This window comes from Variovorax sp. Root473 (assembly GCF_001426505.1).
In the GTDB taxonomy this organism is placed as follows: domain Bacteria; phylum Pseudomonadota; class Gammaproteobacteria; order Burkholderiales; family Burkholderiaceae_C; genus Variovorax.
Genome location: NZ_LMEV01000011.1, coordinates 19,112 through 31,555, shown reverse-complemented (window position 1 = coordinate 31,555; position 12,444 = coordinate 19,112). Strand labels below are relative to the sequence as shown.

Annotated in this window: 13 protein-coding genes and 1 pseudogene; 7 read left to right on the top strand and 7 right to left on the bottom strand. The window is 68.2% G+C overall.

Annotated elements, in window-relative coordinates:
* The 6 genes and pseudogenes from ASD34_RS28065 to ASD34_RS05340 all read right to left on the bottom strand — a co-directional run.
* A pseudogene (locus ASD34_RS28065) lies at positions 1-1,500 on the bottom strand (hypothetical protein); the annotation flags it as partial.
* A 224-nt stretch (positions 1,501-1,724) separates the two neighbouring features.
* Positions 1,725-1,877: a hypothetical protein gene (locus ASD34_RS27460; protein WP_157609643.1), complete on the bottom strand. Its 153-nt coding sequence runs from the start codon at positions 1,875-1,877 to the stop codon at positions 1,725-1,727.
* 84 nt (positions 1,878-1,961) lie between these two features.
* A complete protein-coding gene (locus tag ASD34_RS27455; RefSeq protein ID WP_157609642.1) occupies positions 1,962-2,111 on the bottom strand; it encodes a hypothetical protein in 150 nt (49 codons plus the stop codon).
* A 7-nt stretch (positions 2,112-2,118) separates the two neighbouring features.
* Positions 2,119-2,949 (bottom strand): class I SAM-dependent methyltransferase, encoded by an 831-nt coding sequence (locus tag ASD34_RS05345; protein WP_200937530.1) that lies wholly within the window; start codon positions 2,947-2,949, stop codon positions 2,119-2,121.
* 263 nt (positions 2,950-3,212) lie between these two features.
* Positions 3,213-3,359 (bottom strand): hypothetical protein, encoded by a 147-nt coding sequence (locus tag ASD34_RS27835; protein ID WP_200937529.1) that lies wholly within the window; start codon positions 3,357-3,359, stop codon positions 3,213-3,215.
* 241 nt (positions 3,360-3,600) lie between these two features.
* On the bottom strand, positions 3,601-4,167 hold the full coding sequence (locus tag ASD34_RS05340; RefSeq protein ID WP_056573819.1) for a LuxR C-terminal-related transcriptional regulator: 567 nt from the start codon (positions 4,165-4,167) through the stop codon (positions 3,601-3,603).
* 92 nt (positions 4,168-4,259) lie between these two features.
* On the opposite strand from ASD34_RS05340, the gene ASD34_RS05335 reads away from it, so the two are divergent.
* The 4 genes from ASD34_RS05335 to ASD34_RS05320 all read left to right on the top strand — a co-directional run bounded on the left by ASD34_RS05335 (position 4,260) and on the right by ASD34_RS05320 (position 8,294).
* Complete coding sequence (locus tag ASD34_RS05335) at positions 4,260-5,066, top strand: CoA transferase subunit A (RefSeq protein ID WP_056573815.1); 807 nt, start codon at positions 4,260-4,262, stop codon at positions 5,064-5,066.
* A 1-nt stretch (position 5,067) separates the two neighbouring features.
* Positions 5,068-5,706 carry a 3-oxoacid CoA-transferase subunit B gene (locus ASD34_RS05330; protein WP_056573812.1) on the top strand — a complete coding sequence of 213 codons (639 nt, stop codon included), beginning with the start codon at positions 5,068-5,070 and terminating at the stop codon, positions 5,704-5,706.
* A 110-nt stretch (positions 5,707-5,816) separates the two neighbouring features.
* Positions 5,817-7,214 (top strand): CoA transferase, encoded by a 1,398-nt coding sequence (locus tag ASD34_RS05325; RefSeq protein ID WP_056573808.1) that lies wholly within the window; start codon positions 5,817-5,819, stop codon positions 7,212-7,214.
* Positions 7,215-7,226: 12 nt separating this feature from the next.
* A complete protein-coding gene (locus ASD34_RS05320) occupies positions 7,227-8,294 on the top strand; it encodes a DUF4241 domain-containing protein (protein ID WP_056573805.1) in 1,068 nt (355 codons plus the stop codon).
* Positions 8,295-8,303: 9 nt separating this feature from the next.
* On the opposite strand, the gene ASD34_RS05315 is transcribed toward ASD34_RS05320, so the two are convergent.
* The gene (locus ASD34_RS05315) at positions 8,304-9,212 is read right to left on the bottom strand and encodes a LysR family transcriptional regulator (RefSeq protein WP_056573801.1); all 909 of its coding nucleotides are present in this window, start codon (positions 9,210-9,212) and stop codon (positions 8,304-8,306) included.
* 160 nt (positions 9,213-9,372) lie between these two features.
* Between ASD34_RS05315 and ASD34_RS05310 the strand changes: the two genes are divergently transcribed.
* The 3 genes from ASD34_RS05310 to ASD34_RS05300 are packed head-to-tail and all read left to right on the top strand — an operon-like array spanning position 9,373 to position 12,442.
* Positions 9,373-10,896, top strand: a complete 1,524-nt coding sequence (locus tag ASD34_RS05310; protein WP_056573799.1) for a CoA-acylating methylmalonate-semialdehyde dehydrogenase — start codon at positions 9,373-9,375, stop codon at positions 10,894-10,896.
* Positions 10,893-11,291, top strand: coding sequence for a lysozyme inhibitor LprI family protein (locus tag ASD34_RS05305; protein WP_056573796.1), 399 nt, complete (start codon positions 10,893-10,895; stop codon positions 11,289-11,291). The genes ASD34_RS05310 and ASD34_RS05305 overlap by 4 nt, the downstream gene beginning before the upstream one ends.
* Positions 11,288-12,442 (top strand): acyl-CoA dehydrogenase family protein, encoded by a 1,155-nt coding sequence (locus tag ASD34_RS05300; protein ID WP_056573793.1) that lies wholly within the window; start codon positions 11,288-11,290, stop codon positions 12,440-12,442. Before ASD34_RS05305 ends, ASD34_RS05300 begins: the two co-directional genes overlap by 4 nt.
* Positions 12,443-12,444 lie beyond the last annotated feature (2 nt).

Below are 12,444 nucleotides of genomic sequence, written 5' to 3'. Positions count from 1 at the left end.
GTCACCGAGCACGCCGCCAAGCAAGCCACCGTCGCCGCCGAGCAGGCCACCCAGCAGGCCGTCGTCGCCGAGCACACCACCGAGCAGGCCGCCATCGCCGCCCAGGACCCCGCCGAGCAGACCGTCATCGCCAAGGACACCGCCCAGCAGGCCGTCTTCACCCAGCAATTGCGCGATCAATCCGTCTTCGCCGAGTACGCTGCCCAGCAGGCTGCCTTCGCCCAGCAGCCCTTCGAGCACCTGTCCGACGACGCCGTCGGTGCCGAGCAGGTCGTCCACGAGGCCGTCCAGGCCCAAGGGCGTGGTGAGGCCGCCGAGCAGGCCTTCGCTGCCCAGCACGTTTTCGAGCGCGTTGCCCAGTGCGTCGGTCAGGTAGTCGACCTGGCCGATCAGCGAGCCGACGAGGGCGTCGGTCAGGCCGTTGCCGAGCAGGCCGTCGACCACGGGGGTCAGCACCCCGCCGACGTGAATGGCGATGTCTTCGACCACGTTGTCCACGGGTTCGAACTCGTTGGGATCGTCGGCCGTGAACTCTTCGCCGGTGACCGGCGAGAGCAGGTCGTCGACGAGGTCGGTGAGGCCGTCGGCCACGGGCATCAGCGAGGCCAGCGTGCCCGACGAACCGGACCCGCCGCGCGCGTTGGCCGCACCGCCGCCCAGGCCGAGCGCGTCGTCGAGGGCGCCCAGCAGGTGGCCGGCGAGGCCGTCGCCCGGATCGAGCAGGTGGTCGCCGTCTGCGTCTGCGTCTGCATCGGCATCGGCATCGGCATCGGCATCGGCATCCGAGTCGGCGTCTGCATCCGAATCGGCATCAGCGTCCGAATCGGCATCGGCATCGGCGTCTGCATCCGAATCGGAGTCGGCATCTGCATCCGAGTCGGCGTCCGCGTCGCTGTCCCCAGTGCCCGAGAGGAATAGCGGGAACCCGCCGCCGTCGCTGCCGCCACCACTGCCCAGGGCGGCGCCCAGGCCGATGGCGCCCAGTGCGCCGAGTGCGAATTCACCCAGTCCGATGCCGCTGCCGCCCGCGGTCTTCTTGCTGACCGCGAGGGCTGCGGCTTCCGCGTCGCTGTCGGGCGAGGTGACATCGAGGTTGCCTGCGGCCACGTCGACGTTCACCTGCTCCAGGCCGCTGGACAGTTTGGTCGAGGTGATGGTGGCGTCGGTCCCGCCCGCGAACACGCCGGCCAGCGGCGCCTTGTTGGTGGCCGAGCCGGGGAAGAGCACGTTGGCCTGGCCGCCGTCGGGCACGATCACGCGATCGCCTGCAATGAGGGTCTGGTTGCCGTCCACGGGCATGCGCAGTCCGTCGCGCATGACGACCGTGCCGGGCGTGGCATTGGACAGCGTGCCCAGGCTGGTCGGCCCGGCGGGCGCGGCCATGGGGGCGCTGGCGCCGGCGGGGCCCAGGGGCGTGACGCTGGCCTGTGCAAGCACCACGGGGGCACCGCTTTCAGCGGCAGCGGGGATCGAAGCGATCGGCGTTTCGGGGGTGGTCATGCGGCCTCCTCGTCAAATAAATGACTACAGAGGGCAACATGCGTGCCGCCTTCGGCTTCAGCTGCCGGCGCCAGACCGAGAGCGACGTATCTCGTTGATTGGAAACGACTTTCGTGCGGACAGGCTGCGTGCGCCGGGGGTGCAAAACGGGCAGCTGTCGCCGCCTGTTACGTAACACGACACACGTTCTGGCCGGAACGCCGGGCGCGTTCCGCGGTGCCGAACTAGCTGCGCAACCGCGCCTGCAGGCTCTTCAGATTGGCCAGCCATGCGAGGTAGTCCTCGTCGTCCTCGCCCAGTTCGGCCCAGGTGTCGTGTCCGTCCGCATCCGGATCGTCGAGGACGGCTTGCAGCGCGTCGGCGGCGGCGTGGCGCAACGCGGCGGGTGGCGCGGCAGTCGAGCAGATGTACCTGCCCCAGCCGTGGGTGGGCGACGAGATTCCGCTGTTCTTTCTCGGCTATCACGCCATGAACCGGCTCAGCGGCAAGCGCACGTCGCAAGGGCTGCTGCTGGCCGACGAGGCTGTGTACGTACAGGACGACTTCACGATGCTGTCGGCCGCGCCGCCGCCGCCGCCGCCGCCGCCGGCGCCCTTCGCTTGCGCCGGCAATGCCCCGTCAGTCCTTCGCGCTCAGCGCGTACACCGCATAGATCGGCACGCCGAGGAAGAACAGCACCATCGGCGCAAACAGCGTATAGGGCCAGCCGATGCCTTCCATCACGCGGTAGGTGCCATCCAGCTGCAGGCGCGGATGCGGCCGCGTGAGGTCGTCGTACCGGCGCAGGCCCCACTGGAACTCCGCGCCTGTCGCGCGCACCGACGGATGCTGGCGCGCGCGGCCCACGGCCAGCCAGCACATCGCGTCGAAGGCCAGCACCGAGCCCGGCGGCGCGCGTTCGCCGAAGGTGGTGAACACGGCGCTCACCTGTTCGGGCGCGAGGTACATCAGCACGCCCTCGGCGAACAGGAAGACGGGTTGTGCCTGGCGCTTGCGCGGCAGGTCGAGCTGGCCCCACCAGTCGGGCGCGCCCAGGTCGAGTTCGCGCACGTCGTGGCGCGGATGGGTCTCGGGCAGCAGCTCTCGGCGCAGCGCCAGCACCTCGGGCAGGTCGGCATCGGTCATGCGCGACTTGCCGTCGTCCAGCCACTGGAAGTAGTGGCTCAGGCCGCAGCCCATGTTCACGATGCGTGCACCGGGGTGCAGTTTGAGGAAGTCTTGCGCCAGGCTGCGAAAGCGCCGCGTGCGCGCGAGGATGCCGAAGATGGTCGTGCGGTCGTCGGGCAGCGCGTGGTCGTCGTCGCGGATCTTCTCGAGGATGGCGGCGGCGTAGGCATCGCGCACGGCCATCTGCGGAAAGAGTGCATCGCCCGACGCCCGCGCGGCCAGCGGAATCCGCAAGGTGGACGGCACGGCCGAGAGCTTGCGCGCGGGTTTGCCGGTGGTCATGGATGCGGGAACAGGGCCATGCGCAAAGTCTGGTCGGTCCCACGCGTGCGGGCAAGTCAGTCTTTGGTGTTGCCCGCGAGCGGGCGTTGGCGTGCGTGAGGGTCTGCAGCGGTGCATCGGGTTGCGACGTCGTGGCTTCGCCGATGTCGGTATCGCGCAAGGCCTCGCGCAGGTGCCGTGCAAGGGCTCGGGGCCGGCCATCAACGAACGGGGTGGCGGGCAATGTCGATATCTTCATCGCCACGCCGACGCGGCGATCCGCCTCAGGGCTTGACGCCCAGCACCGACAGGATCACCGCCGCAAGGCCGAGCGCCATGGGGACCTGGTGCCCGGCCAGCGCGCGGGCTTGCGCGACGGTCAGCTTCGTCTGCTGAAGGAGGTTCTTTTCGGAGTGAAGGGGGGTGGACATGGTGTCTGCTCCTGTGTGGGACGAACGATGTGTTCGCGTGGGTTCCACGATAGGCCTCTCACGGCGCGATGACGCACGGGTTTTGTCGACACGGCGTTTCCGTTTCCGCAATGATCCGGTGGCTCTGGCGGGGAACTCCTGCCCAGAAATCAGAACATGGCCATGCAAGGGAAAGCGCGCCGGGCGACGAAGCAGAACGGCATCCCGCTGCGCGACATCGCGCGCATGGCGTTCTGGCTCGTCAGCCCGCAATGAGCTTCTGAACCAGTTCGGCGGTGGTCGCCGCCGCGTATTTGCGCATCAACCGCGCCCGGTGCAGCTCCACCGTGCGATGGCTGATGCCCAGCGCCTTCCCGATCTCCTTCGACGTCAGCCCGCGCATCACCTGCGCCGCCACTTCGCGCTCGCGCGGGGTGAGCTCGGCCTTCACCGCGCGGCGCGAACCCAGGTCCTCGAAGGTCCAGATGCCGGCCTCGTGCGGCGCCGCGCGGTTCATCGCGTGGCCGGTGACGTGGCACCAGAAGGTCTCGCCGGCCAGCGCGCCGTGCAGGCCGCCCAGGCGCTTCATCATGCGGTTGTCGGCATAGTGGCCACTGGCGTTCAGAAAGGGTTCCATGCGCTTGCCGATGCGCTCGAACTCCGCCACGCTGGGGTACAGGATGCTGAACGAATGCCCGACCAATGCAGAGGGCTCCGCGCCGAAGATTTCGCACACACGCTGGTTGCAGGCGACGATGGTGCGGTTGCTCGACACCACCATGCCGACAGGCGCATGTTCAAAAGCCAACCGGTAGTCGATGTCAGGCATCAGGTGTCACCATTACGAAATACTACGTATACGAGTAGGTAGTATCGTTGACGCCTTTCCCACCCACTCTCCACACCCATCAAGGAGCCCGAGTGAACAAGATTTTTCCCTCCGCAGACGCGGCACTCAAGGGGGTCGTGGCCGACGGGCAGACGCTCGCGGTCGGCGGCTTCGGCCTGTGCGGCATTCCCGAAGCGCTGATCGACGCGCTGAAGGATTCCGGCGTGCAGAACCTCACCGTCATCTCGAACAACGCGGGCGTCGATGGCTTCGGCCTGGGCAAGCTGCTCGAGACGCGCCAGATCAAGAAAATGATCGCGTCGTACGTGGGCGAGAACAAGGAGTTCGAGCGCCAGTACCTGGCCGGTGAACTGGCCCTCGAATTCACACCGCAAGGCACGCTGGCCGAGAAGCTGCGCGCCGGTGGCGCGGGCATTCCGGCTTTCTTCACGAAGACCGGCGTGGGCACGCAAGTGGCCGAAGGCAAGGAACTGCGCGAGTTCAACGGGGAGACCTACGTCATGGAGCACTCGCTGGTGCCCGACGTGGCGCTGGTCAAGGCCGACGTGGCCGACAAGGCCGGCAACCTGCGCTTTCGCCTCACGGCACGCAACTTCAATCCGGCCGCCGCCATGGCCGGCAAGGTCTGCATCGTCGAGGTCGAGAAGATCGTCGAAGTCGGCGAGCTGGCGCCCGACGACATCCACCTGCCGGGCATCTACGTGCACCGCCTGGTGCTCAACGCCACGCCTGAAAAGCGCATTGAGAAGCGCACCCTGAGCGCGTCGGCACCGGTGGATGCCGCCGCCGCCAAGGTCGAGGCCCAGACGGCCATCGCCCAGGCCGCCGCCGGCAGCGAATCGCCCGTGAAGGCCGTCAACAAGAAAGAAGGAGCCTGAGATGCCCTGGACCCAAGACCAGATGGCGGCCCGTGCCGCGCAAGAACTCGAAGACGGCTTCTACGTCAACCTGGGCATCGGCATCCCGACGCTGGTGGCCAACCACACCGGCACCAAGGAAGTGTGGCTGCAGAGCGAAAACGGCATGCTCGGCATCGGCCCGTTCCCGACCGAAGACAACGTCGACGCCGACCTCATCAACGCCGGCAAGCAGACCGTGACCACGCTGCCCGGCAGCGCCATCTTCGGCAGCCATGACAGCTTCGCGATGATCCGCGGCGGCAAGATCAACCTGTCGATCCTCGGTGCGATGCAGGTCAGCGCCAAGGGCGACCTCGCCAACTGGATGATCCCCGGCAAGATGGTCAAGGGCATGGGCGGCGCCATGGACCTCGTGGCCGGCGTGAAGCGCGTGATCGTGCTGATGGAGCACGTCGCCAAGAAGAAGGACGGCACCGAGGACCTGAAGATCCTCGAGCAGTGCTCGCTGCCGCTGACCGGCGTGGGCGTGGTCGACCGCATCATCACCGACCTGGCCGTGATGGACGTCGTGCCCGAAGGCCTCAAGGTGATCGAACTCGCGCCGGGCGTGAGCTTCGACGCGCTGCAGGCCAAGACCGGTGCGAAGCTGATCCAGTAAGCAACCCGCACAAGGTCGCGAACGCAACGACAACAAGGGCAGGGCCGCGCAAGCGGACCCTGCCTTTTTCATTTCCTGTTCATTTCTTCTTGTCCCTGAAGGGTTGATGCATGGCAACGAGTGAAGAAATCCTGGCGGGTCTCTGGCAACTGGCGGGGCTGCCCGCCGAGGCGCTGGCCTTCGCGCGGCTCACGGGCGCTGACCCGGTGCTGCCATCGTCCTTCCGGGTCGGCCTCGCGGCGCAGGCCAGCATCGCGGCCGCCGCGCTCGCGGCCTGCGAACTGGGACACCGGCGCGGCGTGGCGCGCCAAGACGTGGCGGTCGACACGCTGCACGCTGCGCTCGATTGCACCGGCTGGTTCAGCCTCGACGGCCGCGTGCCCGAGCTGTGGGACACCTTCTCGGGCATGTACCGCTGCGCCGATGGGTGGGTGCGTATCCATGCGAACTTCAAGCACCACCGCGAAGGCGCGCTGCGCCTCATGAAGCTCGACCCGGCCATCGCCACGCGCGCCGACGCCGAGGCCGCGATGGCAGGCTGGCGCGCGATCGATTTCGAATCGGCCGCCGCCGCCCAAGGCCTGGTGGCGACCGCACTGCGGCGCTTCGACGAATGGGACGCGACGCCGCAGGGGCAGGCGGTGGCGAGGCAACCGCTCTTCACCATCGAGCGCATCGGCGACGCGCCGCCGCGCGCACTGCCACCGTTGCGCAACGACCAGCGTCCGCTCGAAGGCCTGCGCGTGCTCGACCTCACGCGCATCCTCGCGGGGCCGGTCGGCGGGCGCGCGCTGGCGGCCTATGGCGCCGACGTGCTGCTGGTCAATTCGCCGAACCTGCCGAACATCGAATCCATCGCCGACACCAGCCGGGGCAAGCTCTCGGCGCATGTCGACCTGTGCACCGACGAGGGCCGCGCCGTGCTGCACGGCCTTGTCGCCGACGCACACGTCTTCGTGCAGGGCTACCGCCCCGGCGGTGTCGCGGCGCTGGGCTTCGGCCCCGAGGCGCTGGCGCGCGAGCGGCCGGGCATCGTCTGCGTGTCGCTCACGGCGTATGGCACGCAGGGGCCGTGGGCCCACCGGCGCGGCTTCGATTCGCTGGTGCAGACCGCCATGGGTTTCAACCATGCGGAAGGCGAGGCGGCTGGCGACGGCAAGCCGCGCCCGATGCCCATGCAGATCCTCGACGAGGCGAGCGGCTACCTGATCGCCCTCGGTGCCGCGGCGGCGTTGTGGCGCCAGCAGCAGGAGGGCGGCAGCTGGCATGTGCAGGTGTCGCTGGCGCAGACGGGACAGTGGCTGCGCGGGCTGGGGCGTGTGGACGGCGGGCTGTCGATCGCCCGGGCTGGTGTCGAGCCGTATGTCGAGACCTCGGCCTCGGGCTTTGGCGAGCTGACGGCGGTGCGCCACAGCGCGCAGTTGTCGCGCACGCCGGCCGCCTGGCCGCGGCCGTCGATGCCGCCGGGCAGCCATCCGCCGGTGTGGCCCGCCGCTGACGGGGAATGAGAAACTGGGTGCATGGCCTATCTAGACATCGACAACCTCCAGAGCATTTTTCTTGACGACGAGGCGCTGCGCGCACGTCATCTGCAGCGCCAGCATTGCGGCGATTTGAACGTCACGAGCGGCCGCATCGTGGCCTGCGACCCGCTGGTGCAGCCCGAGCGCGAGCCTTTCGTTCGCAGCGTGAGCGGGCGGGGCGCATTCCCCGTCGAGGTGCTGCAAGGCGGCGGCCGCCATGCGCTGGCCGTGCTGTGGCTGCGTGAGCGGGGCAGCTTGCAGGCGAGCGACCTGCAGTGGGAAGCGGCGCTGCTCGAAGGGCAATCGCAGGACGACCTTGGCGGCGACGAGTTCTACGGCTACCCGGTCGATGCCGGCGTCGGCTGCTTCATGGACGTCGACGGCGCCAAGGCCATGGCGGAGCGCGAGGCGCGCGAGTCCGCCACCAACCCCGAGTACGTGAGCTACTACGACGACGTGCTCGGCGCCGACCTCGCCTCGGCCGACATCGCCGACCACTACCCGCTGGGCGCGGGCAGCGCGAACAACGTGCTGATCTTCAGCGCGGGCTGGGGCGACGGCAGCTACCCGAGCTTCTGGGCGCTCGACGCCGCGGGCGAGCCCGTGGCGCTCGTGACCGACTTCATGGTCATGCAGGGCGGCGATGCGCGCGACGAGGACGACAAGCGCAGCGACGCCTACCTGGCCAGCCTCTCGCCCGAGAAGCTGGCGGCGCTCGAGGCGCTGGGCGCGGCGGCGGTCGCAGGCGAAGCGGCGGCGATCCCGCCCCTGCTCGATGGCGGGCTCGCGCAGCCCAACGAGATCATTCCCTCGCTCGGCGAGACCGCGATCATGAGCACCATCCGCATGAACCAGCTGGACGCGCTGCGCGTGCTGCTGTCGGCGGTGCCGGGCCCACTGCCGATGCCGCCGCAGTTCTATCGCATGGACGAGGAAGAGAGCTACCTTGACTACGCGCGCCGGCTCAAGAAGCCGCGCGTGGACGGGCTCATCGAGCTGCTCGAAAAGGCGGCGGCGCCGGCACCGGCGGCCAAGCCTGGGTTTTTGAAGCGTCTTTTTTCCTGAGCGCGTCGGTCACTTCGAGTTCACCGTGTGCTCAGGCAAGAGCAGCGACTGTTGCGCCGCGGCCGTCGCGCGCAGGAACTCCCACACGGTCTGCATGCGCGCCAGGTGCTTCGTTTCCGCGGGCATCGACATCCAGAAGGTCCGCGTGAAGTTCGCCGCGCCGGGCAGCACTGGCTTGAGCGCGCGGTCGTCCTGCGCAATGAACGCCGGCAACACCGCAATCCCCGCGCCCGCGGCCACCGCCCGGTGCTGCGCCAGCACGCTGGTGCTGCGCAGCGCAAAGCTGTCGGGGCGATGCAGCTCATCGAGGTATTGCAGCTCCTTGCTGAACAGCAGGTCGTCCACGTAGCTGATGAAGGTGTGGCCGCGCAGGTCTTCACGCGTCTTGATGGGCTTGTGCGCGGCCAGGTAGGACTTCGAGGCGTAAAGGCGCAGGGTGTAGTCGGTGAGCTTGGTCACCACCACCGGCCCGCGCGCGGGGCGTTCGAGCGAGATGACGATGTCGGCCTCGCGCCGCGACAGGTGCACCAGCCGCGGCATCGCGAGCAGGTCGATCGTGAGCTTGGGGTGCTGCACCGCGAACAGCGCGAGCTGCGGCGCGAGCACCACGGTGCCGAAGCCCTCGGTGGCGCCGATGCGCACCAGCCCCGACAGCCCTTCCTGCGAAGCCGGCGCGGTGCTCTCCACGGCCTGGAAGGCGCTCTCCATGGCCTCGACCTGCGGCTGCAGCCGTCGCCCCGCCTCGGTGAGCCGGTGGCCGCCGGCCTCGCGCGAGAACAAGGGCGCGCCCACCTCCTTTTCGAGCGCCTGGATGCGCCGCGCGACGGTGGTGTGGTCGACCTCCAGCCGGCGCGCCGCGCTCATCAGCGTGCCCGAGCGGGCGAGTTCGAGAAAGTAGCGCAGGTTGTCCCAGTCCATGTGCGTCCGGCCTCGTGTGCAGTGGGATGCGGGGCTTTGCATTTTTGCAAAGCGATGACGCATATTTGTCTATTGTCATGGCAAATCTGCAAAGCTAGGATGCGGGCTGCACCGGCTCACACCGGCACCGGATTTCACAGGATCACAGGAGACAAACCCCATGGACGCCACCACCACCCCCTCGACCCAGGTCGCCACCGTCAAGCTGCTCATCGGCGGCAAGTTCGTCGAATCGAAGACCACCGAATGGCGCGATGTGGTCAACCCGGCCACGCAGCAGGTGCTGGCCCGCGTGCCCTTCGCCACCCAGGCTGAACTCGACGCCGCCGTGGCCTCCGCCAAGGAAGCCTTCAAGACCTGGCGCAAGACGCCGCTGGGCGCGCGCGCCCGCATCTTCCTGAAGCTGCAGCAGCTCATCCGCGAGAACATGGGTGAGCTGGCCGCGATCCTCACGGCCGAGCAGGGCAAGACGCTGCCGGACGCCGAAGGCGATGTGTTCCGCGGCCTGGAGGTGGTCGAGCACGCCTCGAACATCGGCAACCTGCAACTGGGCGAGCTGGCCAACAACGTGGCCAACGGCGTCGACACCTACACGCTGCTGCAGCCGCTGGGCGTGTGCGCCGGCATCACGCCGTTCAACTTCCCGGCCATGATCCCGCTGTGGATGTTCCCGATGGCCATCGTCACCGGCAACACCTTCGTGCTCAAGCCCTCCGAGCAGGATCCGATGGTCACGATGCGCCTGTGCGAACTCGCGCTCGAAGCCGGCGTGCCCCCGGGCGTGCTGAACGTGATTCATGGCGGCGAAGCCATCGTCAACGGCATCTGCGACCACAAGGACATCAAGGCGATCAGCTTCGTGGGCTCGACCAAGGTCGGCACGCATGTCTACAACCGCGCCACGCTGGCCGGCAAGCGCGCGCAATGCATGATGGGCGCGAAGAACCACGCCATCGTGATGCCCGACGCCAACAAGGAGCAGACGCTCAACGCACTGGCCGGTGCGAGCTTCGGTGCTGCCGGTCAACGCTGCATGGCCGTGTCGGTCGCGGTGCTGGTGGGCGAGGCGCGCAACTGGGTGCCTGAACTCATCGAGAAGGCCAAGACGCTGAAGATCGGCGCGGGCACTGAAAAGGGTGTGGACGTGGGTCCGCTGGTCTCGTGCGCAGCGTACGACCGGGTGAACAACCTGATCGAACGCGGCGAAGCCGATGGCGCCAAGCTGGTGCTCGACGGCCGCAAGCCGACGGTGCCCGGCTACGAGAAGGGCAACTTCGTCGGCCCGACGATCTTCACCGGCGTGAAGCCCGGCATGACGATCTACGAACAGGAAGTGTTCGGCCCCGTGCTGTGCATCGCCGATGCCGAAACCATCGACGAAGCCATCGAGCTGATCAACAGCAACCCGAACGGCAACGGCACCGCGATCTTCACGCAGTCGGGCGCCGCGGCGCGCCGCTTCCAGGAAGACATCGACGTCGGCCAGGTCGGCATCAACGTGCCGATCCCGGTGCCGGTCCCGATGTTCTCGTTCACCGGTTCGCGCGCCTCCAAGCTCGGCGACCTGGGCCCGTACGGCAAGCAGGTCATCATGTTCTACACGCAGACCAAGACCGTGACGGCACGCTGGTTCGACGACAGCACCGTGAGCCAGGGCGTCAACACCACCATCAGCCTCAAGTGAGGCAGGGGCTTCGCGTCGCAGCCTGGGCCGCCACGGCGGCGCTTGCCCTGCTGGCTGGCGGGGCGCGGGCGGCCGGCTCCGACGAGCCGGTCGATTGCAACCCCAACGGCAACCAGCAGCAGATGAACGACTGCGCGCTGCGCGATTTCCGCGCGGCCGACGCCGAGCTCAACATCCGCTACGGCGAGGTGATGAAGACGCTCACGCCGCAGATGCGTGTCGCGCTGCGCACCGAGCAGCGGACCTGGCTCAAGGGCCGCGACCCCGGGTGCAAGCGGGCCGCGAAGGCGAACGAAGGCGGCTCGATCTGGCCGCTGGTGTTCAACGCGTGCCTGGAAAAATCGACCCGCAAACGCACCGCCGAACTGGACCTCTGGAAGGGTCGTCAACCATGAATTTCGAACTGTCCGAAGAACAGAACGCCTTTGCACAGACCGCGCGCGATTTCGCGCAGGCCGAGTTCGCGCCGCACGCCGCGCAGTGGGACGCGGAAGCCATCTTTCCGAAGGAAGCCATCGCCAAGGCTGGCGAGCTGGGCTTTTGCGGCCTGTACGCGCCCGAGCGCATCGGCGGCCTGGGCCTGCCGCGGCTCGACTCGGCGCTGGTGTTCGAGGAAATGGCCGCGGTCGACCCCTCGACCACCGCCTTCATCACGATCCACAACATGGCGACGTGGATGCTCGGCACCTGGGCCACCGACGCGGTGGCGCAGCAGTGGGGCGAAGACCTCACGAGCGGGCGCAAGCTGGCGTCGTATTGCCTGACCGAACCGGGCGCGGGCTCCGACGCGGGTTCGCTCAAGACGCGTGCCGAACTGCAAGGGGCCGAGTACGTCATCAACGGCGGCAAGGCTTTCATCTCCGGCGCCGGCTCGACCGACGTGCTCGTGCTGATGGCGCGTACCGGCGGCGCGGGCGCGAGCGGCATCTCGGCCTTCGCGGTGCCGGCCGACGCGCCCGGCGTGAGCTACGGCAAGAAGGAGCACAAGATGGGCTGGAACAGCCAGCCCACGCGCACCATCAACTTCGACAACGTGCGCGTGCCGGCGCAGAACCTGCTGGGCAAGGAAGGCGAGGGCTTTCGCATCGCCATGAAGGGCCTGGACGGCGGACGCATCAACATCGCGACCTGTTCGGTGGGCGCGGCGCAGGGCGCGCTCGACGCGGCGCGCCGCTACCTGCACGAGCGCCAGCAGTTCGGCAAGCCGATCGCGAGCTTCCAGGCGCTGCAGTTCAAGCTGGCCGACATGGCGACCGAGCTGGTCGCCGCGCGACAGATGGTGCGGCTGGCGGCGAGCAAGCTCGATGCAGGCCATGCCGACGCGAGCACCTATTGCGCGATGGCCAAGCGCTTCGCGACCGACGCGGGCTTCAACGTCTGCAACGACGCGCTGCAGCTGCACGGCGGCTACGGCTACCTGAGCGAGTTCCCGCTCGAACGCCTGGTGCGCGACACGCGCGTGCACCAGATCCTCGAAGGCACCAACGAAATCATGCGCGTCATCGTTGCGCGAAAATTGCTGGAAGGCGACAGCGACATCCGCTGACT

Excerpts from the sequence above, each read along its gene's own strand:
- ASD34_RS05300 (WP_056573793.1), top strand. The coding sequence starts at position 11,288 with ATGAATTTCGAACTGTCCGAAGAACAGAACGCCTTTGCACAGACCGCG.
- ASD34_RS05345 (WP_200937530.1), bottom strand. The coding sequence starts at position 2,949 with ATGACCACCGGCAAACCCGCGCGCAAGCTCTCGGCCGTGCCGTCCACC.
- ASD34_RS05315 (WP_056573801.1), bottom strand. The coding sequence starts at position 9,212 with ATGGACTGGGACAACCTGCGCTACTTTCTCGAACTCGCCCGCTCGGGC.
- ASD34_RS27835 (WP_200937529.1), bottom strand. The coding sequence starts at position 3,359 with ATGTCCACCCCCCTTCACTCCGAAAAGAACCTCCTTCAGCAGACGAAG.
- ASD34_RS05310 (WP_056573799.1), top strand. The coding sequence starts at position 9,373 with ATGGACGCCACCACCACCCCCTCGACCCAGGTCGCCACCGTCAAGCTG.
- ASD34_RS05330 (WP_056573812.1), top strand. The coding sequence starts at position 5,068 with ATGCCCTGGACCCAAGACCAGATGGCGGCCCGTGCCGCGCAAGAACTC.
- ASD34_RS05320 (WP_056573805.1), top strand. The coding sequence starts at position 7,227 with ATGGCCTATCTAGACATCGACAACCTCCAGAGCATTTTTCTTGACGAC.
- ASD34_RS05340 (WP_056573819.1), bottom strand. The coding sequence starts at position 4,167 with ATGCCTGACATCGACTACCGGTTGGCTTTTGAACATGCGCCTGTCGGC.
- ASD34_RS05325 (WP_056573808.1), top strand. The coding sequence starts at position 5,817 with ATGGCAACGAGTGAAGAAATCCTGGCGGGTCTCTGGCAACTGGCGGGG.